The sequence below is a fragment of the Pseudomonas sp. S35 genome (assembly GCF_009866765.1).
GTDB lineage: Bacteria > Pseudomonadota > Gammaproteobacteria > Pseudomonadales > Pseudomonadaceae > Aquipseudomonas.
In genome coordinates this window covers 3,669,218-3,694,349 of record NZ_CP019431.1, presented here as the reverse complement: position 1 = coordinate 3,694,349, position 25,132 = coordinate 3,669,218, and the positions used below count along the sequence as shown (strand labels likewise).

Here is a 25,132-nt window from a genome sequence, read left to right as displayed (position 1 = left end):
ACCGATGACTGACAGCGTAGAACTCTTCACCGACGGCGCCTGCAAGGGCAATCCGGGCCCCGGCGGCTGGGGCGCCTTACTGGTGTGCAAGGGCATCGAGAAGGAACTGTGGGGCGGCGAAGCCAACACCACCAACAACCGTATGGAGCTGATGGGCGCGATTCGCGGCCTTGAAGAGCTCAAGCGCCGCTGCAACGTGCTGCTGGTGACCGACTCGCAATACGTGATGAAGGGCATCAACGAGTGGATGGTCAACTGGAAGAAGCGCGGTTGGAAAACGGCAGCCAAGGAGCCGGTCAAGAATGCTGACTTGTGGCAGTTGCTCGATGAGCAATGCAATCGCCATGACATCACCTGGAAGTGGGTGCGCGGTCACATCGGCCACCCTGGCAACGAGCGCGCCGACCAGCTCGCCAACCGGGGTGTGGACGAGGTGCGAGGCTACAAGCAGAGCTGACGTGTTAACATCGCGCCCTTTGAAACACACCACCGCTGAGAGCTGAACCCTGATGGCCATCCGATCTGTTGTACTCGATACCGAAACCACCGGCATGCCGGTGACTGACGGCCACCGGATCATTGAAATCGGCTGTGTCGAACTCATGGGTCGGCGCCTCACCGGGCGTCACTTCCACGTCTACCTGCAACCGGACCGCGACAGTGACGAAGGCGCCATCGGCGTCCACGGTATCACTGACGAATTCCTCAAGGGCAAGCCGCGCTTCGCCGAAGTGGCCGATGAGTTCTTCGAATTCATCAACGGCGCCCAGCTGATCATCCATAACGCGGCGTTCGACGTCGGCTTCATCAATAACGAATTTGCCTTGATGGGGCAGACCGATCGCGCGGATATTTCCCAGCACTGCTCGATCCTCGATACCTTGATGATGGCCCGTGAGCGCCACCCGGGCCAGCGCAACAGCCTCGATGCGTTGTGCAAGCGGTACGGCGTCGACAACTCCGGCCGTGAACTCCACGGCGCCTTGCTCGACTCCGAGATTCTTGCCGACGTTTACCTGACCATGACCGGTGGGCAGACCAGCCTTTCGTTGGCGGGTAACGCGTCCGACGGCAGCGGCTCGGCGGAAGGCTCGGGTAATCGCCCTTCGGAAATCCGTCGCCTGCCAGCCGATCGCAAGCCTACTGCCATTATCCGCGCCAGCGAGCAGGACATGGTCGAGCATGCGGAGCGCTTGGAGGCAATTGCCAAGTCGGCCGGTGCACCCGCGTTATGGACCCAACTAACGCAACAATAGTCCTGCGTGGATACGATCCATTGTGTGAGAGGGCTTGCCCCCCTTCCATAATGGATCTCCATAGCCGTCGAAATCTTCATTCGCGTCATCGCTGCCTAGCTTCTACCCTGAGTGCATAGCCCTCAGGACTCTACGCCCTCATGTACAAAGACCTGAAGTTCCCCATCCTCATCGTGCACCGCGACATCAAGGCCGACACCGTTGCCGGCGACCGGGTTCGAGGGATCGCCCGGGAGTTGGAACAAGAGGGCTTCAGTATCTTTTCCGCCGTGGACTACGCCGAAGGTCGGCTGGTGGCATCCACCCATCATGGTTTGGCCTGCATGTTGATCGCCGCCGAAGGCGCCGGCGAAAATACCCACCTGCTGCAAAACATGGTCGAGCTGATCCGCCTGGCGCGGGTGCGGGCGCCGAACCTGCCGATCTTTGCCCTGGGCGAGCAAGTCACCCTGGAAAACGCCCCGGCCGACGCCATGAGCGAACTCAACCAACTGCGCGGCATCCTTTATCTATTCGAAGACACCGTGCCATTCCTGGCGCGACAAGTGGCGCGTGCCGCACGCACGTACTTGGATGGCCTGCTGCCGCCATTCTTCAAGGCGCTGGTGCAGCACACCGCTGATTCCAATTACTCCTGGCACACCCCCGGTCATGGCGGTGGTGTGGCGTACCGCAAAAGCCCGGTGGGGCAAGCGTTTCACCAGTTCTTTGGGGAAAACACCCTGCGTTCGGATTTGTCGGTGTCCGTGCCCGAACTGGGTTCGCTGCTGGACCACACGGGGCCGCTGGCCGAGGCCGAAGCCCGCGCCGCGCGCAACTTCGGCGCCGATCACACCTTTTTCGTGATCAATGGCACGTCCACCGCCAACAAAATCGTCTGGCACTCGATGGTTGGCCGCGATGACCTGGTGTTGGTGGACCGCAACTGCCATAAGTCGGTGTTGCACTCGATCATCATGACCGGCGCGATTCCCCTTTACCTCTGCCCGGAGCGCAACGAGCTGGGCATTATCGGCCCGATTCCGTTGAGCGAATTCAGCCCCGAATCGATTCGCGCCAAGATCGACGCCAGCCCCCTGACCCGTGGCCGGCCGGCGAAAGTGAAAATGGCCGTGGTCACCAATTCCACCTACGACGGCCTGTGCTACAACGCCGAGTTGATCAAGCAGCAGTTGGGCAATAGCGTCGAGGTGCTGCACTTCGACGAAGCCTGGTATGCCTACGCCGCGTTCCATGAGTTTTTTGCCGGGCGCTACGGCATGGGCACCTCGCGCACCCCGGACAGCCCACTGGTCTTTACCACCCACTCCACTCACAAACTGCTGGCCGCCTTCAGCCAGGCCTCGATGATCCATGTGCAGGACGGTGGCGCGCGGCAGCTGGACCGTGACCGTTTCAACGAAGCGTTCATGATGCACATCTCCACCTCGCCGCAATACAGCATCATCGCCTCGCTGGACGTGGCGTCGGCGATGATGGAAGGCCCGGCCGGGCGTTCGTTGCTGCAGGAAATGTTCGACGAGGCCCTGAGCTTTCGCCGCGCCCTGGCTAACCTGCGCCAACATATCGCCGCTGAGGATTGGTGGTTCTCGATCTGGCAACCGCCGTCTGTGGCCGGCATCGACCGCGTCGTCACGGCGGATTGGCTATTGCAGCCGCAGGATGATTGGCATGGCTTCGGTGATGTGGCCGAAGACTATGTGTTGCTGGACCCGATCAAAGTGACGCTGGTGATGCCCGGCCTCAACGCCGGCGGTACCTTGAGCGATTGCGGGATTCCAGCCGCCGTGGTCAGTAAGTTCCTCTGGGAGCGCGGGTTGGTGGTGGAAAAGACCGGGCTCTATTCCTTTCTCGTGTTGTTTTCCATGGGTATCACCAAAGGCAAATGGAGTACCTTGCTGACCGAGTTGCTTGAGTTCAAGCGCAGTTACGACGCGAACGCCAGCCTGGCCAGTTGTTTGCCCTCGGTGTTTGCCCAAGGCCCGGCGCGTTATCAGGGCTTGGGTTTGCGCGACCTGTGCGACCAATTGCACAGCTGTTACCGCAGCAACGCCACCGCCAAGCATCTCAAGCGCATGTATACCGTCTTACCGGACATCGCAATGAAACCGGCAGACGCCTACGACCAATTGGTAAGGGGCGAAGTGGAGGCGGTGTCGATTGATGCCTTGCCAGGACGCGTCGCAGCCGTGATGCTGGTGCCATATCCGCCGGGCATTCCGCTGATCATGCCAGGCGAACGCTTTACCGAGTCAACCCGTTCGATCATCGACTACCTGGCGTTTGCCCGGACGTTCGATAGCAGTTTCCCGGGTTTTGTTGCCGATGTTCACGGGTTGCAACACGAAGATGACGGCAGTGGTCGTTGTTACACCGTCGATTGCATCAAGGGTTAAGGATGTTTATGCAAGCTGTAATGAACCCGAAGTATCCAGGGCTCAGTGTGCGGGTCGCCGACGAAGGTTTTGATGCCTACGTGTGGGGCAATGACTTCAGTTTCGAGGTCAATGCCTACAGCGTTCCGGAGATGGGCATGCGCGTCGACCAATGGCCGCTGGAGCGTATCCTGCCGTACCGCAAATGTTATGGGATTGATCCTGAGGAGTTCGCCAGTTTTCGCAATGCGCCAGACAGTGCGATCTTCATGGCCTATTTGGACGATCGGCCCGTGGGGCATATCGTGGTCAGCACCAATTGGAACGGTTTTGCCCATGTGGATGAGTTGGCGGTGGTCTTGCCAGCGCGGCGGCACGGCGTCGCCAAGGCGTTGCTGGATGTAGCGCAGTTCTGGAGCCGCAAGAAAAGCCTGCCGGGCATGATGCTCGAAACCCAGAACAATAACCTCGGTGCCTGCCGTTTATATGAACGCTGCGGCTATGTGATGGGCGGGATCGACCACCTGCGCTATCGCGGCATCGACCCGCAGACCCGCGAAGTGGCGATTTTCTGGTATCGCTTGTTCAAGGCGGAAGTCGATAAGGCTTAACTCGCCAGCAGGCTTTCAGCCTTCTGTGTGACGATCTCCAGCAATGCATTCAAGGCGGGAGAGGTCTCGCCATCCTTGAGGGTCAGCGCGTACAGGTTGACCAGCATCGGCGGCGACAACGGGCACGCATCCAGCCCGGCCTCGCGCGCGCCGAAGGCGGTGAACGGGTCGACAATCGCCAAGCCTTCTCCCGCTTCGACCATGCTGCGCATCATCTGGTAGGTCTGCACCCGCGTCTGCACCACCGGCAGTGGTCGCAGGGCTTGCAGCTTGGCGTCCAGCAGGCGGCTGAGCGGGTCTTGCCCCTCCAGCCCGATCATCGACTGCCCGGCCAGGTCTTGCAGCGCGATGTACTTCTGCTTGGGTTTCAGCCAGCCATGGGGCGCGAGCAATTGCAGTTTGCCCTGGGCCAAGACGCTGCTGAGGATTTGCGGGTGTTCCGGGTCATGCAGGCTCAGGCCGATATCGGCCTCGTGCAGCAACAGGCTCCTGATGATCTCGCGTGTGGGCTGGCTCGACAGGTTGCAGGGCGTGTCCTGGAAGCGTCGACGCAGCACGGCAATGCTCTGTGGCAACAGTTGATTGGCCAGGGGCGCAGTACAGAGCGCGCGCAGCGGCGGGGCGTGATGGTGTTTCAAACGGCTGGCCAGGCGCTGCACCGGTTCCAGCGCTGCGTACACATGGGCAATTTCTGCCTGCAACGCCAGGGTTTCCCGTGTCGCCTGCAAGCGCCCGCGTACGCTGGCGAACAGCATAAAGCCCAGTTGCAACTCGGCCTCCTTGAGCGCCGCGTCCACTTCGCCCACGGGGAGGTGCAACCATTCGGCGGCCGTGCCGAGGTGTCCGGTCTGCAAGATGGCCTGAATCACTTCGATATGACGTAAACGCATGGCCGGAGTCTATGTGCAGTGGGGTGGGGATTCAATGGTGCAAGCGGTCGTGCGTAAAAAAGACTGCCGGGGTCGCTCGGGCCTATGGCGTTCAGCCATGACCTCATTAGAATGGCTCGTCTGATCATCAACGACCAAAGCCGGATACCGGCACTTACAACAAAAACAGGTCTGGTCTCAAATGCCTATTCCCACGATGTTCTTCGGGGTAACGGCCAAGCAACTCCTGGTCCTGGTGATCGCGGGGTGCGCGGCGGCTTATCTCTTCAGCAACCATGACGACAACACGCCGGAAAACCTCGCGCTCGAAGCGTTTATCCGTTCCCAGGAACCGGTAGGCGAGCAGGTGGGGGCAGTGTTGGGGATCACCTTGGTCAGGCAGGTGCAGGCGCATCCCGCGTACACTACGTCGGGTTACACGCGTTCGATCTATGCCGTCGAAGGCGAGCGGGGGCAGTTGATGGTGACCATCAAGCAGGACGAGCAGGGGATTGAGGTGACGGAGATCCGTCGTCCTTGATCACGCCAGCCCAGTCAACGCCGTCAATGGCCAGGACTGAGCAGGTCGTTGGGGCGAGATCTTATGAGGCGAGGGTGGTCTCGGATTCGCGGACAATGATGGTGCCCGACTGAATCAGTTTGAATTCATCGCCTTCCAGTTTTTCTACACGGTCGCCAATGGCCAGCTTGTAGGTGGTGGTGGGCGCCGAGCCAGCCAGGTCGCCTTGCGCCGGGTTGGATTCCTGGAACTCATGCACGGAATAAACGCGACCTTCCGCGTCTCTGGCATGGAACTGTCCGACAAGTACTGCTGCCATCTGTTTAGAACCTCTGGAGATAAACACTCGATTTGCGGTTCTGTAGACCGTCATAAAGAGAGGTAGTTTGCCTACGGAAAAAAAATACTATTCATTGAGTTATTAAGACGCGTCCTACGCATTAACGTGCAATGCAAACGCCTGGAAGGTTCTCAAAACCTTCTGGTGCACCCGACGTGAAGCCTCTATAACTACAAGCTCCTTTAGTCAGACATCGGGAAACCTCAATGAGCAAGGTCTATACGATTGCCGTCCTGGTTGGCAGCTTGAGAAAACAGTCGATCAACCGCAAGGTCGCCCTGGCATTGGCTGAACTGGCCCCGGCCAACCTGAAGTTGAACATTGTCGAAATTGGCGACCTGCCCCTCTACAACGAAGACATCGACGCGGATTCACCGCCGGCAGCCTACAGTACTTTCCGCAAACAGGTGAGTTCATCCGACGCGGTGCTGTTTGTGACCCCGGAATACAACCGTTCGGTGCCGGCCCCGTTGAAGAACGCGATTGATGTGGGTTCCCGCCCTTATGGGCAAAGCGCCTGGAGTGGCAAGCCTGGGGCGATCATCAGTGTTTCGCCGGGTGCAGTAGGCGGCTTTGGTGCCAACCACCACTTACGCCAGTCCCTGGTGTTCCTGGATGTGTGGTGCATGCAGCAGCCGGAAGCCTACCTGGGTGGGGCGGGCAGTGTGTTTGATGAGTCGGGCAAGGTGTCAGAAAAGACCAAGCCGTTTTTGCAGGCATTCATCGACGCCTATGGCCAGTGGGTAGAGAAACAGCATGCTTGAAGGCTTTCTGACCCTGTAGGCGCGAGCTCGCTCGCGAAAAACCCAAGGACAGCGCGCTTGGCCAGGATTAGCGCGTTATCGTTGGCGATCTTCGCGAGCAAGCCCGCTCCTACACTCGGTCGTATTTACCTTAGCCAGTTCGTGCGCGCCAACTCGATCACTTCATCGCCACGCCCGCTCATCACCGCCTTGAGCATATACAGGCTGAACCCCTTGGCCTGTTCCAGCTTGATGCTCGGCGGCATCACCAGTTCCTGGGTGGCTGTCACCACATCCACTAGCACCGGGCCATCATGGGCCAGGGCGCGGCGCAAGGCCGGCTCCAGGTCTTCGGATTGCTCCACGCGTATACCCAGGATGCCCATCGCGTTGGACATGGCCGCGAAGTCCGGGTTTTTCAGCTCGGTGCCGGCGTCCAGGTAGCCTGCGGCCTTCATCTCCATGGCGACAAAACCCAGTGAGGCGTTATCGAATACGATGACTTTAACGGGCAACTTCAACTGCGTCAGCGAGATGAAGTCCCCCATCAACATGGCGAAACCACCGTCACCAGACATGGAAATCACTTGCCGACCGGGGAACGCTGCCTGCGCGCCGATGGCCTGGGGCATGGCGTTGGCCATAGAGCCGTGGTTGAACGAGCCGATTAGACGGCGCTTGCCGTTCATCTTCAGGTAGCGCGCCGCCCAGACTGTGGGCGAGCCGACATCGGCGGTAAAGATCGCGTCCTCGTCGGCCAGCTCGCTGAGCAATCGCGCGACGTATTGCGGATGGATCGGCCGGTTGGCCTTGGACGGTTGCGCCAGGTCATCCAGCCCTTGGCGGGCTTTCACGTAATGCTTCAGTGAGGTCTCAAGAAAGCTGCGATCCGCCTTGCGGGTCAGGCGCGGCAGGAGGGCGTCGATGGTTTCACTGACATCCGCTGCAATGCCCAGGTCCAATGTGGTGCGGCGGCCCAGTGCCTGCGGGTTGCGGTCGATCTGGATGATCTTCGCGTCGGTGGGGTAGAACTGGCGATAAGGGAAATCGGTGCCGAGCATGATCAGCGTGTCGCAGTCGAGCATGGCGTGGTAGCCGGAGCTGAAGCCGATCAGGCCGGTCATGCCCACATCGAACGGGTTGTCCCATTCCACATGTTCCTTGCCGCGCAGCGCGTGTACCACGGGTGCGCCCAGCGCATCCGCCAGCGCCACGACTTGCGCATGGGCGCCGGCGCAGCCACTGCCACACAGCAGGGTAACTTTCTCGCTGTGTGTGAGGATCTCGCTCAATTGCAGCAGATCTGCCTGCGCAGGCAGCGTGCGTGGTGCGTGCAGGGCCGGCCACGGCTTGAGGGTGTCTTCGACTTCCAGTAGCGATACATCCCCCGGAATCACCACCACCGCGACGCCGCGATTGAGGATCGCTGAGCGCATCGCCCGGTGCAGCACCTGAGGCATTTGCGCGGGGTTAGTGACCAATTCGATAAAGTGGCTGCATTCCTTGAACAGTTCCTGGGGATGGGTTTCCTGGAAATAGTTGAGCCCTATCTCCGAGGACGGAATCTGCGCGGCAATCGCCAGCACCGGCACATGGTTGCGATGGCAGTCAAACAGACCATTGATCAAGTGCAGGTTGCCCGGCCCGCAGCTGCCGGCGCACACCGCCAGTTCACCGGTGGCGGCGGCTTCGGCACCGGCAGCGAAGGCGGCAACTTCTTCGTGGCGCACATGCATCCATTCGATGCTGTCCATGCTGCGCAGCGCGTCGGTGAGGCCGTTGAGGCTGTCGCCGGTCAGGCCCCAGATGCGCTTGATGCCCGCCTGTTCAAGGGTGGTCGCCAGTTGCTGGGCCAGGTTGATTTTCGCCATGAAGCACTCCAATCGTCAGTGAGGTTAAAAACTGCTGATCAATAGGGGACAGCTCGATCACGGCGAATGCTCCGTCTTTAATGTGAAGACTGCGTCATGGCCGCACGGTACTGCCGAGTGCGCCGAGCGATAAACCATTGGTCACACGCCAGGGCCAGCCAGGGGATAACCTTGGGGTTGGGCAGACGACCACGGCTGAGGCGGCGCATCTGGTCGCGCACCACCGCGAGCGTAGCGAGTGAGGCCAGGGGCTTGCGCTTCCAATCGATCGGTTTGAGTTGCGGGTTGAGGTCGCGTCCTTCGCGCCAATGCTTGATCAATTGTGGTTCCAGGGTCAGGGCGGTGGCGATACCGGCCATGGCGACGCCGCTGTCCAGTACCTGCTTCACGATAGGCAGTCGGCGAATGCCACCGGTGACCATGACGGGCATGGTGGCGACGCTGGCCATTTCTGCGGCAAATTCTAGGAAATACGCCTCACGGGCCAGGGTGCGTCCATCCCGCGCTTCGCCTTGCATGGCGGGTGCTTCGTAGCTGCCACCGGACAATTCCAGCAAGTCGATGGGCAACGGGTTGAGCATTTCGACCACCGCGCGCGCATCGGTTTCATCGAAGCCGCCACGCTGGAAATCCGCCGAGTTGAGTTTGACCGCCACGCAAAACGACGGGCTGACACTGGCGCGCACGGCGTGAATCACTTCCAGCAGCAGGCGTGCGCGATTTTCCAGCGAGCCGCCCCAACGGTCGCTGCGGTGGTTGCTCAAGGGTGAGAGAAATTGACTCAACAAATAGCCGTGGGCGCCGTGGATCTGCACCCCGGTAAAGCCAGCTTTCTCGGCCAGGCGTGCGCTGGTTGCGAAGCGCCGGATCACGTCCTGAATATCGTCTTCGCTCATCGCTTTTGGCGTGGCGAACATCTTGGAAAAGCTGCCCAGGTCCAGCGCAATGGCAGACGGTGCCAAGGCTTGTTGGCCGAGATTGGCCATGGTCTGGCGCCCTGGATGGCTGAGCTGCATCCAGAAGTGCACGCCCTTGTTACGGGCTACATCGGCCCATTCGCGAAAGCTGTCCAGGTGCTCCTCGTTTTCCAGGGCCACGCCGCCGGGGCCGGTCATGGCGTGGCGGTCGATCATCACGTTGCCGGTCAGCAGCAGGCCGGGTTCGCCTTCAGCCCAGGCCTTGTACAACTGCTTCAATTCGCGGGACGGCGCTTGGTTGATATCGGCCATGTTCTCTTCCATCGCAGCCTTGGCGATGCGATTGGCGATGATTTGGCCGTTGGGCAGTTGCAGGGCTTCAAAAGGTGACATGAGTTGACTCCTGAGCGGGGGAGGGCTCAGGCTAAGCTTAAAGTTAACTTTAATGTCAAGCAGGCGTTGTGATGAATATTGGTGAGCTGGCAAAACAGAGCGGTCTGGCCGCTTCACGCATTCGTTTTTACGAGAGCGAAGGGTTGATCAGTCAGGTCGGACGCCAGTCCAACGGATACCGGCGTTATGCGCCAGAGGCGTTGCAGACCCTGCAATTGATTCAGAGTGCGCAGCAGGCCGGGTTTACCTTGCAGGAACTCAAGGCACTGATGCCCGCGCCGGGAGAGCACAAGCGCGACGAGTTGATCGAGGCCCTGGAGCGCAAAGTGACACAGATCGAAGTGATGCAAGCGCAATTGGCCCACAGCAAAGCGCAGTTGCTGGAGGTGATCGAGGCCGTGCGGGCGCAGCCGGAAGGCGTGCCATGCTCCATGGGGCAGAAGCAGGTACTGGCGTCGATAAAACTTCAACCATAAAAAAGCCCTGGCATGCCAGGGCTTTTCATGTCCGCAGATTTAACGCCGGCGAAACAGCGGCAACGGCTCATCGGTTGCGGCCTGGTACGTCACCGAGAAGTCCTTGAGGCTTTCCAATGCTTCGTACGGGTCTTTGTCTGCGCGCAGCGCGAAGGCATCGAACCCGCAACGGCGCAGGTAGAACAACTGGTCGCGCAGCACATCGCCAATCGCCCGCAGCTCACCTTTGTAGCCGTAACGGTCACGCAGCAAGCGGGCGTTGGAGTAATTGCGACCGTCGGTGAAGGCCGGGAAGTTCAGGGCGATGACCTGGAAGTGCTCCACGTCGGCGCCGATTTCTTCGGCTTCTTCATCGGCGTCCAGCCACACACCCAGGCCGCCGTCGCGGGCCTTGAGGGCGTGGCCGTGTTCGCGCCACAGGGCCAGCGGCACGATCAGGTCGTCGCAGTTGGAGATGCCGTCGAAGCTCGCGTCCTTGGGCAGCAAGTGCCAGGTTTCGTCGAGGACTTCGTTGTTCTTAATGATTCGCTGCATAGACGCGCTCCTTGAACAGGTCAATGCCAATGCGCTGGTAGGTGTCGATGAAACGCTCATCTTCGGTGCGCTGTTCGATGTACACATCGATCAGTTTGCCGATCACCTCGGGCATGGCTTCCTGGGCGAAGGACGGGCCGAGGATCTTGCCCAGGCTCGCATCGCGGCTGGCGCTGCCACCCAGGGACACTTGGTAGAATTCTTCGCCTTTCTTGTCCACGCCCAGAATGCCGATGTGGCCGACGTGGTGGTGACCACAGGCGTTCATGCAACCGGAAATGTTCAGGTCCAGCTCGCCGATGTCGAACAGGTAGTCCAGGTCGTCGAAACGGCGCTGGATCGATTCGGCGATCGGGATCGACTTGGCGTTGGCCAGGGAGCAGAAATCGCCACCCGGGCAGCAGATGATGTCGGTCAGCAGGCCGATGTTCGGCGTGGCGAAACCGCCTTCGCGCAGTTCGCCCCACAGGGTGAACAGTTGGCTCTGCTCCACGTCCGCGAGGATGATGTTCTGCTCGTGGGAGGTGCGCAGTTGGCCGAAGCTGTAGCGGTCGGCCAGGTCGGCGACGGCGTCGAGCTGCTTGTCGGTGATATCGCCTGGGGCCACACCGGTGGGCTTGAGCGACAGGGTCACGGCCACATAGCCCGGCTTCTTGTGCGCCAGGGTATTGCGGCCACGCCAGCGGGCAAAGCCTGGGTGCTGCTGGTCGAGCTCGGCGATTTCGGCGTCCTGGTTGGCCAGGGCCTTGTACTCAGGGTCGACGAAATGCTTGGCAACACGGTGCACTTCGGCTTCGGTCAGGGTGGTCTGGCCGCCGCGCAGGTGTTCCATCTCGGCGTCGACTTTCTGGGCGAACACCTCAGGGGTCAGCGCCTTGACCAGGATCTTGATCCGGGCCTTGTACTTGTTGTCACGACGGCCATAACGGTTGTAGACCCGCAGGATGGCGTCGAGGTAGCTCAACAGGTCCTGCCACGGCAGGAACTCGTTGATAAACGCGCCGACCACCGGCGTACGGCCCAGGCCGCCACCCACCAGCACACGGAAGCCCAACTCGCCAGCGGCGTTGTACACCGGCTCCAGGCCAATGTCGTGGACTTCAATGGCCGCACGGTCCGAGGTCGAGCCGTTGATGGCGATCTTGAACTTGCGCGGCAGGTAGGCGAATTCCGGGTGGAACGTGGTCCACTGACGGACGATTTCGCACCAGGGGCGTGGGTCGATCAACTCATCGGCGGCAACGCCAGCAAATTGGTCGGTGGTCACGTTGCGCAGGCAGTTACCGCTGGTCTGAATGGCGTGCATCTGCACGGTGGCCAGTTCAGCCAGGATGTCCGGCACATCTTCCAGCGCCGGCCAGTTGAACTGCACGTTCTGGCGGGTACTGATGTGGGCGTAGCCTTTGTCGAAGTCGCGGGCAATCTTGCCCATCATGCGCATCTGGCGCGAAGTCAACTGGCCGTAAGGCACAGCCACCCGCAGCATCGGCGCAAAGCGCTGAACATAAAGGCCATTTTGCAGGCGCAGAGGGCGGAACTCTTCTTCGCTCAGTTCACCTGCTAGGTAGCGTCGGGTCTGATCACGGAACTGCTTGACGCGGTCCTCGATGATGCGCTGATCGTATTCGTCGTATACGTACATATAGGTCCTGTTCTCGGCAAATCTGCGCGCACGGCCGCGCACTCCCAACGGAGCCGGCGCACGATACCAGTTTGCGTTTATGCGCAAAAGTGATGTTTAGGTATATGGAAATAACCAAAACGCCTAATGAGAACGGTTATCGGGATACCCACATTTGTCATGCGGGCAATCATCAACTTTACTGTGCTCGTGTCTGAATGCAATCACCTATAAAACCGACAAGAGGCGATGCGATGAGCCATCCGACAAAAGCCCGTAAACCCGACAGTACCGTGGATGCCTGGGCCATTCTGTTCCTGATCATCCTGGTGGTGGGAACCGCCGTGTTCTGGGTCAGCCATCAGTAAAGAACGTTGATTGAGCCTCGATTGAAGGGGGCGCTGCCAGTATCATGGCGGCCTATATTCAAGGCTCGAACAACCATGTTGAAGGTTCTGACTGCGTGTGTGTGGCTGGGGGGGATGGCGTACGGGGCAATGGCCCAGGCGACATCCGTGGTGTTTCTCAACCCCGGCCTGTCGACAGAAACCTTCTGGGTCAGCTACACGCAATTCATGCAGGCTGCGGCCAAGGACCTCGGCCTGGATTTGCGCGTGCGTTATTCCGAGCGCGACAGCCAAAACACCCTGGCCCAGGCGCGCCAAGCGCTTCAAGGCAGCCAGCGACCCGATTACCTGGTGTTGGTCAACGAGCAATACGTGGCACCGCAGATCCTGCGTTTGGCCCAGGGCAGTGGGGTGAAGTTGCTGGTGTTGAGCAGCGCGCTGACCCCAGACCAGAGGCGCATGTTGGGAGCGCGCAGCGACATCAATATGATCGGTACGCTCATCGCCGATGACGAACAGGCCGGCTATTTGATGCTCATCGACATGTTGCGTCACCACGGGCCTGTTGCGCCTGGCCAATCCCTGGACCTGTTGGCGTTTTCCGGCGTCAAGACCACCCCGGTGGCGCAGTTGCGCGAGCGGGGCATGCGCCGTGCGCTGGCCGAGCATCCTGAGGTGCGCCTGCGTCAGTTGGTCTATGGAGAGTGGAGCCGTGAGCGTGCCTTTGAGCAAGCGACGCTGTTGTTCAGGCGCTACCCCAATACGGCGTTGGTCTGGTCGGCCAATGACCAGATGGCGCTGGGTGCCATGCAGGCACTGCGGGACGTGGGGCGATCACCGGGCAGGGATGTGTTGTTCAGTGCAGTCAACAGCTCACCCGAGATCTTGCAGGCACGTCTGGACGGGCGTTTGTCGAGCCTGGTTGCCGGGCATTTCACCGTGGGTGGGTGGGCTATGGTGCTGATTCATGATGATGCCAAGGGGCTGGATATCGGCGCCTTTGCTCAGCGTGACCGTCCGCAGGCGTTATTCCAGTTGATCGATGCCGCGCAGGCGCGTCGTTTGTTGGGGCCTGCGCGCGCGGTGAACTTTCGTGCACTGTCGGCGCAAGGCAAGTCTGCGTCCTACCGTTACCCGTTCAGCCTGGGTTTGCTGCTGAACTAGACGCCTGCCAGGTGCAGCACCAGCTTGACGATACCGAACAAGGTCAAGGCAAACACCGCCGTGAACAGAATGCCCAGGACTACAAAGTGGCTGGGCTTGCCGTGGGTAAAGTCGCGGGCGCGGTTTTTCCCGCTTTGCACGCCAAAGGCCGCCGCCACCACGCTGTGGAGCATTTGCCAGAAGGTGGGCGGCTTGTTGTTGGAATCGTTCATGTTGCCCTCATGCAGTGACATCAACGTGCTCTGGTCTGAGGGTAGTCAATTTTAGGCTGCGTGGGATATTTGCTTACCGCAGATACACCGGCTGACTCTAGTGTGATGAGCGCTCCATGACTCAGGAGCGACACCATGTCCGAAACCAGTTTCTCTTCCCCTGTTGCAGAGATGCCGCCGCGTGTCAGTGCGAGTATTCACCACGCATACCTCAAAAAGGTCATTCCGCAATGGTTGATCGGCGCAACACCAGCAAGACTGGGGGCGCTCAAATCGACCTCTATGGACGTGCCCGATTGGTACAAGCGCGCCACACCGGCCCAGCGCCAAGCGCTGGGTAAGGCGACCAGCGCCTGTGTCACTTCCCAGGCGGCGATGGATAAGGCGACGGTGGATTTCCTCGCAATCGATGCCTTTGCCAGGCCATTACTGGTCAGCGCACTCAAGGACCAATTCAGCATCACGCTGGATGTCGATAAAACGTTCATCCACCTGAAGAAGCCACTGAAATTCGGGATTCTGGAGGTTGAGGTTTCATCGTTTGAATGGCTGAAAATGCCCTTGCTACAGGCGGCGCTGCATAACTTTGAGGCAGCCGAGTGTGCCGCCAGCGCGTTCCATTCATCCTCGGGGTTCGTCGTTGAAACAGCCCAGCCGGGGGCGTTCGAAGCCATCAGCACCTCGCTGACCGTGGCGCAATTCACCGGCTTGTGCCGCTCACTGGATATCGGCGCGAAGTACCAGGCTTACCTCAAAGGGTATTTGTACCCAGCCGCCACCGTGTCTGAACAGGCGCTTCGCCGCACCTTCGTGGCGGCTCACAAAGACGCGCTGCGTGCGGCCGCTGAGTTGGCATTGTTGAAAAAAGACATTGAGCCTGCCGACTACAGCATGATCCTCTCCGTCATTGACGGTGAAGTTCATCCGTGGCTGGAGGGGCGCCCCGTGTGGTTTCGCGACCTGAGTTTGATGAAGCTGCGGATGACGGGATGTGTACTGTTCTCCATATGCGCGAAGTACCGCTACTCCGACGACTTGATTCTGTACGTGCCCAGCGATCCGGAGCATCCACTCAAGCGCTATACCGTTGCGCAACTGAAGGCTCAGTTCAAACGCCAATTCACTGCTCGCGAACCTTCGTCATCTGACGACGACGGCCCGAGCGCCTACCAGCGATTTTTCAGCCAGTTCGTGGCGTACGCCGATCGCCCCGTTTACTTCAGCCAATTTACCAAGGATGCGCCGGATGTACCGTTGCGCGAAAAGATTACCCCGCATCTTTCGATCGCCAATGATTTGTTGAGCGGGCTCAGCTCGGTGGGTGGGTTCAACGAGTTGCCGCCCATCGCTCGTCCCAAACAGGTACCCCACGATGACCCGTATCTGGATGTTGCGTATATGACTCGGGCAGGGCAGGGGATCTGGGCGCCGAACGTCGATTTGTGGGGTTACCTCTATGATCGCCATCGCGATCAGATCATTGCCAATGCCGCCAGCCATGCAGTGCCAACGGCGGAGGTCGATGCGCGGGTGCGCTCGAGAAAACTGTCCACGTTGCTGAACATCGGCATGTTGGTGTTGGGCGGCGTTTCGATGTTCGTGCCTGGGTTGGGCGAGGTCATGATGGGTGTGATGGCAGGGCAACTGTTGTACGAAGTGTTTGAAGGGGCGATTGAGTGGAGTGAGGGTGATCGCAAGGCGGCCGCGACCCACCTGATTGACGTGGCGCAAAACCTGGCGGTGATGGCGTTGATGGCCGGTGCCGGCAAAGGGCTTGGCAAGCTGCTGGCCGTCAAGGCCGAGCCGGTGGTCGAACGTCTGGAGTCGGTGACGCTGCCCAACGGCAAGGTGAGCCTGTGGAAACCTGACCTGCAATCCTATGCAAGTGACGTCGTGCTACCGGACGACCTCAAGCCTAATGAGCTCGGTGAGTATGAGCTTGATGGCAACAGCTATATCCTCCAGGGCCACCGGGTTTACCGCAAGCAGTTCGACCCGCAACTGAACAGGTGGCGGTTGTTACACCCTTACGACCCCGATGCTTATCAGCCGATTTTGCAGCACAACGGCAAGGGGGCCTGGCGGCACAGCCTGGAGCGTCCATTGGAATGGGATCGCCAAACGCTGCTTCGGCGAATGGGGCCAGACGTGGAGCCTTTCTCCAGCGCCCAGTTGGAGCAGATCGCCGATGTCAGTGGGGTCAGTGACGATGCGTTGCGTAAAATGCATGTTGACCATCAGGCCCCCCCGCCGATGCTGGCCGAGACCCTGAAGCAGTTCAGGGCGGACCGTGAGGTGGACGAGATGGTCGAGGATATCCGCAATGGCCGCTGTGTAAAGGGCGTGTGCGAATATGCGTTGCCACTGTTGGTCCAAATGCCCACCTGGCCCGAGGGTGAGGTACTGGAGGTGTTCCGGGCTGAGCCGTTGGGGGAGTCCCAGCGCTACGGGGGCGAATCGACAAAGCCCAGCATCAAGGTCTCGCACGAGCAACTCATGAACGGGCAGTTGCCGGCGCAGGTGATATCGGCCCTGGACGAGCAACAGCTCAAACACCTGCTCGGCGAGGAAGCTGTCAGTCACCCGAGGCGGCGTGAGCAGCTGTTTCGCGATCGTCTCGCCACCTTCGCAGCTGAACGCAAAAGGGCGCTGTTTGAGAGTGTCTACCGCAATCACGCGACACCCGACCCGGATGTCGAACGCCTGCAACGCCACTTCCCGAGCCTGCCGGAGCCGGCCGCACGATCGGTGCTGGAGCATGCCAGCGCGGCCGAGCTGAAAGCCTTGCGCAGCACCGGCCGAATTCCGTTGCGGCTGGCCCAGCAGATCCGTGTGCATGTCCAGCAGGCTGCGTTGAACCGCGCATTGGCCGGCTTGTATCTGGAGAGCATGGCGTCGGCGGCCAGTGACCGCCTGGCCTTGCATAGCCTGGAGCAACTGCCCGACTGGCCGGCGGACGTGCGGGTAGAAGTACGTGCCGATTCGATGGCAGGAGCGTTGCTCGACAGTATCGGTAGCGAACAGGCGCCTGCGCGCTATGTATTGGTCAAGGCGGGGGACAGTTTCCAGGCCTTCGATCAGCACGGGCGTGTGCTTAACCCCAAGCCTGGGGTGGGACGCAACCTGTTTGAGTCGCTGGCGGCCGTTCGGCCCCAGGCCGTAGCGACAGAGCCGGCGTTGCAGCAACAAGTGGCGAGCTACGCCAGTAGCCATCGTGAGCAAATGGCCAGGCTGCTCAAGCTGAGGCCGATCGATAGCGGGCGCGGACCGGGGTTGCGGTTGCCATCGGGCCGGTTGGGGTACCTGGCAAGCGGTCGCGGGGAAGGTTTTGCCGATGCCATGCTGATCAGCCGCGCCAGAATGATTTACCCCAACCTGTCGGACGAGCAGGCCAGCGCCTTTATCAACCAGCTCTTGCATGGCGGTAAAACCGATCAGCAGGTGATGCATCTGTTGAACAATCGCCGGCGTGAGTTCGACGCTCTTGCCGCTGACCTGAGTCGCTGGATAGCCGGCGACCAGGGTTCCCGCCCCTATGGCATGCCCAGCCGCCGGATTATTGCCGAACGGATCATGGCGGCCTGGCGCGAGGGCTTTGACCGTGACCTCGCGCCCGCCACGGAACTGGATCTGCGAGACGCGGATCGTCTTGCGCCATGGGAGGCCGATTTTTCCCATGTGCGTGCGTTAAGTGTTCACAGCGAGCAACTGCTGGGCGAGGAGGGCAATGACCTGCTGGCACGCTTCCCAGGTGTAAAACGCTTGAATATCACCGTTCAAGAGGTGCATCTGCCAGCGCTCAGGCAGCAGTTGGCCAGCTTGTCGACGATCACCGAACTGTCCCTTGATGCGGCCGATGTGGCGGATGGCTCGACCCTATTCGATGCATTGCACACGATGCCTCAACTTCAGGCGTTATACCTGCTCGATTGGCATCAGCCGCTCGACCTCAGTTCGCTGGCTCAACTGCGGGTGTTAAAGGTGCGAGGGAGGATGTCGAGTTGGCCAGCAGGTGTGTTTGATCTACCTCAACTCGAAGCCCTCGACCTGCGCGGCACCGCGGTGAACACCTTGCCTGAACCCTTGTTTGAGGCGAGTGAGCAACTGTTGCGAGGGTTGAACCTCGATTGGTCGCAACTGGAGCCTCCCGCTTTTATACGGATCTATGAGCACCTGAACAGCCGTTTGCCTCACCAGATCGCCACAGCGAAGTGGAGTGAGGCGTACTGTCACGCGCGCCTGCAACGCCTGATGCCCACGGATTTCACCTTTGCGGACGCAGCACTCGAACAGTTTAAAACCCAGGGTTTTTCGGGGCGCGCCTTGCTGGACCGGGTTGCCGACTTGCTTCAGGAACATGCGGTGTTCAACCAGCACATGGAGGAATGGCAAAACAGAGTCGTGCAGGTTGATCGTCGCCAAGTCGATCTTTACGTGCGTAAACGTGCTGCCGAAAAAATCCGCCAGTGTTGGTACAGGGCCCAGCGCGCTCGCTATGCGCCTGTGGAACCGGTGCCGGGGCCATCCTGGCGCACTCCGGTGTTGGATGACGTGCTCGACCTCGCAGACGGCCCTCTCGGCGATTTGCCGTCATTGTCAGGTATTTCCTTCGATCATGTGCGCTACCTGGATTTGACCGGCGCCAGGCTTGCAACGGACAGCGTGGATGCGTTTCTCGGCAGGTTTCCCAACCTCATGCGGCTGAACCTCAATGGCAACCGCCTCACACAGTTGCCCTCGGCCCTTGACGGGCTGGTCCGGCTTGAGCACCTGCAGTTGTCACGCAATGAGCTCAGTGTGACGCCGTCGGTGCAACGGCGCCTGAACCGTCTCAGCGCCTTAACCCGGCTCGACCTTTCATACAACCGGGTGGAGGCGTTGGACGTCCAACAGCTGCCTGCGTTGCAAGACCTCAACCTGAGCCATACGGCTATTCGCACCTGGCCATCCGGCAGCTTGGCGTTACCGAGCCTGCTGCGCCTGAATTTAAGCCATAGCGCGATCACAGAGATCCCAGAGGCGTTGTTCAACGGTCATGAGCAGCTGCTGGCGAGCCTGCAGTTGCAAGGATGCCGGCTGACCCCCGCGGCAATACAGGCCCTGGAGCGAACGCCATTTGAACTGCCTGGCGGGATTGCCCGGGCGCGGCTTAGAGAGGGGCGCACCGGTGATGCGCCCGAATTCTTCCCCTCGGAGGTGGCCGATGATCCGGATCTGCTCCTACCGTTGCCGCTGGAGGCGCCCGACGGCGATTCACCCACATCGCCTGCGCTGCGCTTGCAACGGCTGGACCCTGAACTGACGACCGGGGAGGCCATTCGCCGCATCGACGAACTGCGCGAGCAGGGCCTGGGTGCATTGGAGATGGAAGCGCGTCTGGATGAGTGGCACAACACCCATCGCCAACTGGTGGCAAGCCTGAACGACTGGATCGACGTGCGCGCGTATCGGGAGGGCGATGACTGGATTACGGCGGTGCAGCGCCGGCGCGCCGCTGACCGAATCCTGGCTTGCTGGCGACAAGGGCTGCATGCGCCGGTTGCGGCGGGGCCGTTCGAGCTGGACATCAGCCAGTTGGATATCGGGGACTTGCCGCAACTCCCCGTTGCGTTGGACCGCGTCGGTACCTTGAACGTCAGCAGCACACGGATGACCGCGCAGAATTCCAACGGGTTTTTCCGCTCGTTCACCCGTCTGGAGCACCTGATGATCAATGGCAACGCCTTGGTGGCCCTGCCCGAATCGCTTTCGCAGTGCGAGTCGATCACCCGCCTGGACGCCCATTACAACGACTTCAGGGACAGTGGCTCATTGCACGCCCAGTTAACGCGGTTCAGGCATTTGGAGCAGCTCGACTTGGGTAATAACACCCTGGCAACCTTCTCGGTCACGGGCCTGGACCGCCTGCACACCTTGGACCTGAGGGGCAACCTGCTCGATGAGTGGCCCGAGGGCGTGCTGGAGGCGCCAGCGCTGACGCGCCTGAACCTGAGCAATAACCAGATTGATACGATTCCTGGCGATGCGTTGCTTCCCGCTTATGATCGTCTGATCGCCGGTACCGATGTGTCCGACAACCTGTTGCTGGAAGAAGACTTTCGGCGCCTGCGTGATCATCTGGAAGAGACTGGCCGGGGCCTGGGGTTTTCCCTGGAAGAGATTGATCGCTCGCTGGAGGGCTACGTCTTGACTGATGATGAGTCTGAAGGCAGCTCCGACGATGAGGCGCACCCCGGCGACGAGACGCTTGAGGAACAAAAGCCCCGGTGGTTTGACGGGGTGGCCGCCGACTCGGAAAAACACCAGGTCTGGGAGCGCCTGACGGCCGAGGAGGGCGGCGCGGATTTCTTCAACGTGCTTTCCCAGCTCAGGCACACCGAAGACTTTGTCCGGGATCGCGGTGATCTGGTGCGGCGGGTCTGGCAGGTGCTGCAGGCGGCCAATGACAGTGAGCCCTTGCGCGACGAGCTGTTCAGCCTGGCCAGGACGTTGCGCGTGCGCGAAACCTGCGGTGATGGGCGCATCTTGTTGTTCAACGACCTGGAGATCAAAGCCTATGAGTTCGAGGCCTTGAAAAGCGTCGAGCCTGAACACAAGGGGCGTGAATTGTTGAAACTGTCCAGAGGTTTGTTCCGCCTGGGCAAAGTGGAAGACATCGCGCGCGCCGCGATTCAGCGCAGGCCACGTATCGACCCCGCCGAGATCCGCCTGGCCTATCGCATTGGCCTGGCTGAGCGGCTGGGGTTGCCCCGACAGCCAAAGAGCATGATCTACGCAAACCTCGCGCAGGTGACTGCACGAGATCTGGATGAGGCCTACGTGGCGATTCTACAGGCGCAGGGCCAGCCCGAGTTCGTCGAGCAATTGCTCGGGCGCTCGTATTGGATGGACTACCTGGAGGAGCAATACGCGGACGAGTTCACTCAATTGCAGCAGCGTTTTGAGGCGGGGAGCGAGGCGTTGGAAGAGCAGTATCCCGACTTCGACGCGGCCTATTTCAAAGCCTTGGAGACGTTGGACACCACGCGCAAAACCGAGCGCCGCCAACTGGCGCTTCGGCTAAGCCGGCAGGAGCTGGGCCAGCCTCCTGCCTGAGGCGGGCTTCTTAGTTGTCGTAACCCAGGTTCGGCGCCAGCCAACGCTCGGTCACGGCCAGGTCCTGGTCTTTGCGCGCGGTGTAGCTGGCGACCTGGTCCTTGTCGATCTTGCCCACCGCAAAGTATTGCGCTTGCGGGTGGGCAAAGTACCAGCCGCTGACCGCTGCTGCCGGGAACATCGCGTAGTGCTCGGTAAGGAACACCCCGCTGCGCCCGGCGTGCAGTTCGCGAGCCTCGGGGTCGAGCAGTTGGAACAACTGGGCTTTTTCGGTGTGGTCCGGGCACGCCGGGTAGCCGGGGGCAGGGCGGATGCCGCTGTACTGCTCCTTGATCAATGCTTCGTTGTCCAGTTGCTCGTCCTTGGCATAACCCCAGTGTTCTTTACGTACTTGCTGGTGCAGCCACTCCGCACAGGCTTCGGCCAGGCGGTCGGCCAGGGCCTTGACCATGATCGAGTTGTAGTCGTCGCCCGCATCTTGATAGGCCTTGGCCACTTCTTCGGCACCGATACCGGCGGTGGTGATGAAGCCACCGATGTAGTCGGTCACGCCGCTGTCTTTTGGCGCGACGAAATCGGCCAGGGAGAAGTTCGGCTTGCCGTCGGTCTTGATGATCTGCTGGCGCAGGTGGTGCAGCTTGGCAATCGGCTGGCCATCGTCGCCGTAGACTTCCAGGTCATCGTCCTGCACCTGGTTGGTCGGCCAGAAACCGAACACCGCTCGGGCGCTGATGAGTTTTTCGTCGATCAGCTTCTTGAGCATTTCCTGGGCGTCGGCGTACAGCGCGGTGGCGGCTTCGCCTACGACTTCATCGGTCAGGATGCGCGGGAACTTGCCCGCCAGGTCCCAGGAAATAAAGAACGGCGTCCAGTCGATGTACTCGGCCAGCACCTTGAGGTCGATATTGTCCAGCACCTTGGCGCCGGTAAAGCTCGGCACCACCGGGGTGTAAGTGCTCCAGTCGAACTGCGGTTTCTTGGCAATGGCGGCGGGGTAGCTCAGGCGCTCGGTGCGGGCGCTGCGGTTGGCGGTGCGCTCACGCACGTCCACGTACTCCAGGCGGGTCTTCTCGACGAAGCCGGCCTTCAGTTCCTTGGACAGCAATTGCGTGGCCACACCCACTGCGCGGGAGGCGTCGGTGACGTAGATCACCGCATCGTTGCTGTACTTGGGCTCGATCTTCACCGCCGTGTGCGCCTTGGAGGTGGTCGCGCCGCCGATCATCAACGGCAGGTGGAAATCCTGGCGCTGCATCTCGCGGGCCACGTGCACCATCTCGTCCAGGGACGGTGTGATCAGGCCGGAGAGCCCGATGATGTCGCACTTCTGCTCCTTGGCCACCTGTAGGATCTTCTCGGCCGGCACCATCACGCCAAGGTCGACGATGTCATAGCCGTTGCAACCCAGCACCACACCGACAATGTTCTTGCCGATGTCGTGCACATCGCCCTTGACCGTGGCCATCAAAATCTTGCCCTTGGCTTGCGGTTTGTCGCCTTTTTCCAGCTCGATGAACGGGATCAGGTGGGCCACGGCCTGTTTCATCACGCGGGCGGATTTCACCACCTGGGGCAGGAACATTTTGCCGGCGCCAAACAGGTCGCCAACGATGTTCATGCCGGACATCAGCGGGCCCTCGATCACTTCGATCGGGCGCGCGAACGACTGCCGGGATTCTTCGGTGTCTTCGACGATGTGCGTGGTGATGCCTTTGACCAGCGCGTGTTCCAGGCGCTTGTTCACCGGCCAGCCGCGCCACTCCTCGGTCTCGGCTTCCTTGACGCTGCCGTCGCCCTTGTACTTGTCGGCGATGGCGAGCAGGGCGTCGGTGCCGTCTGGCGTGCGGTTGAGCACCACATCTTCCACCGCGTCGCGCAGCTCGGCCGGGATCTGGTCATAGATCTCCAACTGGCCGGCGTTGACGATGCCCATGGTCAGGCCCGCGCGGATCGCATACAGCAGGAACACTGAGTGGATCGCTTCGCGCACCGGGTTGTTGCCGCGGAACGAAAACGACACGTTGGACACGCCGCCGGAGGTCAGCGCATACGGCAGCTCGTCGCGGATATAGGCGCAGGCGTTGATAAAGTCGACGGCGTAGTTGTTGTGTTCTTCGATACCGGTGGCGACCGCGAAGATGTTCGGGTCGAAGATGATGTCTTCCGGCGGGAAGCCCACTTCATTGACCAGGATGTCGTAGGAGCGTTTGCAGATTTCTTTCTTGCGCGCTTCGGTATCGGCCTGGCCGGCTTCGTCAAAGGCCATCACCACCACCGCGGCGCCGTAGCGCTTGCACAGCTTGGCGTGGTGGATGAACTGCTCGACGCCTTCCTTCATGCTGATGGAGTTGACGATGCCCTTGCCCTGGATGCACTTGAGGCCGGCTTCGATGACTTCCCACTTGGAGGAGTCAATCATGATGGGCACGCGGGAGATGTCCGGCTCGCCGGCAATCAGGTTGAGGAAGGTCACCATCGCCTTCTTCGAGTCCAGCATGCCCTCGTCCATGTTGATGTCGATCACTTGGGCGCCGGCTTCGACCTGCTGCAGGGCGACTTCCAGGGCTTCGGTGTAGTTGTCTTCACGGATCAGGCGGGCGAACTTGGCCGAACCGGTGATGTTGGTGCGTTCGCCGACGTTGACGAACAACGAGCTGCGATCAATGGTGAACGGCTCCAGGCCCGACAATCGGCAGGCCTTGGGGATGTCCGGGATCGGGCGCGGGGCGTAGCCGGCCACGGCCTTGGCGATGGCTTCGATATGGCCAGGGGTGGTGCCGCAGCAGCCGCCGACGATATTGAGGAAGCCACTCTGGGCAAACTCCTCGATGACCTTGGCGGTTTGTGACGGCAGTTCGTCGTACTCGCCGAATTCGTTGGGCAGGCCGGCGTTGGGGTGCGCGGACACGTGGGTGTTGGCCTTGTTGGACAACTCTTCCAGGTACGGGCGCAGTTCGCTGGCGCCCAGGGCGCAGTTCAGGCCTACCGAAATCGGCTTGGCGTGGGCCACCGAGTTCCAGAACGCTTCGGTGGTCTGGCCCGACAGGGTACGGCCGGAGGCGTCGGTGATGGTGCCGGAGATCATGATCGGCAGTTCGATATCCAACGCTTCGAAGACGCCTTGCACGGCGAAGATCGCGGCCTTGGCGTTGAGGGTGTCGAAGATGGTTTCGATCAGGATCAGGTCGGCGCCGCCTTCGATCAGGCCTTGGGTGGCCTCGGTGTAGTTCTCCACCAGTTCATCGAAGGTCACGTTGCGGTAGCCGGGGTTGTTCACATCCGGCGACAGCGAGCAGGTGCGGCTGGTCGGGCCCAGGACGCCGGCGACGAAGCGCGGCTTGGCCGGGTTCTCGGCGGTCTTGGCGTCGGCGATCTTGCGCGCCAGGCGTGCGCCTTCGACGTTCAGTTCATAGGCCAGCTCTTCCATGCCGTAGTCGGCCATGGAGATGCGCGTGGCGTTGAAAGTGTTGGTTTCGAGGATGTCGGCGCCGGCATCCAGGTAGGCTTTTTCGATGCCGCCGATGACGTCCGGGCGGGTGAGGACCAACAGGTCGTTGTTGCCCTTGACGTCGCTCGGCCAGTCGGCAAAGCGTTTGCCACGGTAGTCCTGCTCCTCCAGTTTATAGCTCTGGATCATCGTGCCCATGCCGCCGTCGAGGATCAGGATACGTTCCTTGAGGGCGTGGTGAAGGGCTTGCAGACGAGCGCTACGATCGGGCATGGGACTACTCTGGTCAGGCATTACGGAGGGCGTGGATCATAGCAAACCTGTGCGGATTTGCGGCATG

At 60.6% G+C, this 25,132-nt stretch carries 17 protein-coding genes; 9 read left to right on the top strand and 8 right to left on the bottom strand.

What is annotated here, in order from left to right:
- Window positions 1–4 precede the first annotated feature (4 nt).
- From rnhA to PspS35_RS16275, 4 genes are all read left to right on the top strand, one after another.
- Window positions 5–457 (top strand): ribonuclease HI, encoded by a 453-nt coding sequence (gene rnhA / locus PspS35_RS16290; protein WP_159935765.1) that lies wholly within the window; start codon window positions 5–7, stop codon window positions 455–457.
- Window positions 458–515: 58 nt separating this feature from the next.
- On the top strand, window positions 516–1,256 hold the full coding sequence (dnaQ, locus tag PspS35_RS16285) for a DNA polymerase III subunit epsilon (protein ID WP_174244874.1): 741 nt from the start codon (window positions 516–518) through the stop codon (window positions 1,254–1,256).
- A gap of 140 nt (window positions 1,257–1,396) precedes the next feature.
- The gene (locus PspS35_RS16280) at window positions 1,397–3,652 is read left to right on the top strand and encodes an Orn/Lys/Arg decarboxylase N-terminal domain-containing protein (protein WP_159935763.1); all 2,256 of its coding nucleotides are present in this window, start codon (window positions 1,397–1,399) and stop codon (window positions 3,650–3,652) included.
- 8 nt (window positions 3,653–3,660) lie between these two features.
- Window positions 3,661–4,242: a GNAT family N-acetyltransferase gene (locus tag PspS35_RS16275; RefSeq protein WP_159935762.1), complete on the top strand. Its 582-nt coding sequence runs from the start codon at window positions 3,661–3,663 to the stop codon at window positions 4,240–4,242.
- On the opposite strand, the gene PspS35_RS16270 is transcribed toward PspS35_RS16275, so the two are convergent.
- Window positions 4,239–5,132, bottom strand: a complete 894-nt coding sequence (locus tag PspS35_RS16270) for a LysR substrate-binding domain-containing protein (protein WP_159935761.1) — start codon at window positions 5,130–5,132, stop codon at window positions 4,239–4,241. The two genes, PspS35_RS16275 and PspS35_RS16270, sit on opposite strands and share 4 nt — an antisense overlap.
- 181 nt (window positions 5,133–5,313) lie before the next feature.
- On the opposite strand from PspS35_RS16270, the gene PspS35_RS16265 reads away from it, so the two are divergent.
- Window positions 5,314–5,652, top strand: coding sequence for a hypothetical protein (locus PspS35_RS16265; protein ID WP_159935760.1), 339 nt, complete (start codon window positions 5,314–5,316; stop codon window positions 5,650–5,652).
- A 61-nt stretch (window positions 5,653–5,713) separates the two neighbouring features.
- On the opposite strand, the gene PspS35_RS16260 is transcribed toward PspS35_RS16265, so the two are convergent.
- Entirely contained in the window at window positions 5,714–5,950 is a 237-nt protein-coding gene (locus tag PspS35_RS16260; protein ID WP_159935759.1) for a hypothetical protein, read from the bottom strand.
- 227 nt (window positions 5,951–6,177) lie between these two features.
- Between PspS35_RS16260 and PspS35_RS16255 the strand changes: the two genes are divergently transcribed.
- A complete protein-coding gene (locus PspS35_RS16255) occupies window positions 6,178–6,735 on the top strand; it encodes an NADPH-dependent FMN reductase (RefSeq protein WP_159935758.1) in 558 nt (185 codons plus the stop codon).
- 125 nt (window positions 6,736–6,860) lie between these two features.
- Here the strand turns inward: PspS35_RS16255 and poxB are convergent, their stop codons facing one another.
- Entirely contained in the window at window positions 6,861–8,585 is a 1,725-nt protein-coding gene (poxB, locus tag PspS35_RS16250) for a ubiquinone-dependent pyruvate dehydrogenase (RefSeq protein ID WP_159935757.1), read from the bottom strand.
- Between the two features lie 77 nt (window positions 8,586–8,662).
- Window positions 8,663–9,895: an NADH:flavin oxidoreductase/NADH oxidase family protein gene (locus tag PspS35_RS16245; RefSeq protein WP_159935756.1), complete on the bottom strand. Its 1,233-nt coding sequence runs from the start codon at window positions 9,893–9,895 to the stop codon at window positions 8,663–8,665.
- A 71-nt stretch (window positions 9,896–9,966) separates the two neighbouring features.
- Here PspS35_RS16245 and PspS35_RS16240 point away from each other — a divergent pair, with 71 nt between their 5' ends.
- Window positions 9,967–10,371: a MerR family transcriptional regulator gene (locus PspS35_RS16240; protein ID WP_159935755.1), complete on the top strand. Its 405-nt coding sequence runs from the start codon at window positions 9,967–9,969 to the stop codon at window positions 10,369–10,371.
- A gap of 39 nt (window positions 10,372–10,410) precedes the next feature.
- Here PspS35_RS16240 and PspS35_RS16235 read toward each other — a convergent pair whose 3' ends face one another.
- Together PspS35_RS16235 and PspS35_RS16230 are read right to left on the bottom strand one after the other, a co-directional pair.
- A complete protein-coding gene (locus PspS35_RS16235; protein WP_003235539.1) occupies window positions 10,411–10,905 on the bottom strand; it encodes a DUF934 domain-containing protein in 495 nt (164 codons plus the stop codon).
- Window positions 10,889–12,547 carry a nitrite/sulfite reductase gene (locus PspS35_RS16230; protein ID WP_159935754.1) on the bottom strand — a complete coding sequence of 553 codons (1,659 nt, stop codon included), beginning with the start codon at window positions 12,545–12,547 and terminating at the stop codon, window positions 10,889–10,891. Before PspS35_RS16230 ends, PspS35_RS16235 begins: the two co-directional genes overlap by 17 nt.
- A gap of 422 nt (window positions 12,548–12,969) precedes the next feature.
- On the opposite strand from PspS35_RS16230, the gene PspS35_RS16225 reads away from it, so the two are divergent.
- Window positions 12,970–14,037, top strand: a complete 1,068-nt coding sequence (locus PspS35_RS16225) for an ABC transporter substrate-binding protein (protein WP_159935753.1) — start codon at window positions 12,970–12,972, stop codon at window positions 14,035–14,037.
- On the opposite strand, the gene PspS35_RS16220 is transcribed toward PspS35_RS16225, so the two are convergent.
- Entirely contained in the window at window positions 14,034–14,249 is a 216-nt protein-coding gene (locus PspS35_RS16220) for a DUF2970 domain-containing protein (RefSeq protein ID WP_159935752.1), read from the bottom strand. The two genes, PspS35_RS16225 and PspS35_RS16220, sit on opposite strands and share 4 nt — an antisense overlap.
- 135 nt (window positions 14,250–14,384) lie before the next feature.
- Here PspS35_RS16220 and PspS35_RS16215 point away from each other — a divergent pair, with 135 nt between their 5' ends.
- Window positions 14,385–21,344, top strand: a complete 6,960-nt coding sequence (locus PspS35_RS16215; protein ID WP_159935751.1) for an NEL-type E3 ubiquitin ligase domain-containing protein — start codon at window positions 14,385–14,387, stop codon at window positions 21,342–21,344.
- Between the two features lie 10 nt (window positions 21,345–21,354).
- Here the strand turns inward: PspS35_RS16215 and metH are convergent, their stop codons facing one another.
- Window positions 21,355–25,065, bottom strand: a complete 3,711-nt coding sequence (metH, locus tag PspS35_RS16210) for a methionine synthase (protein ID WP_159935750.1) — start codon at window positions 25,063–25,065, stop codon at window positions 21,355–21,357.
- Window positions 25,066–25,132: the final 67 nt, after the last annotated feature.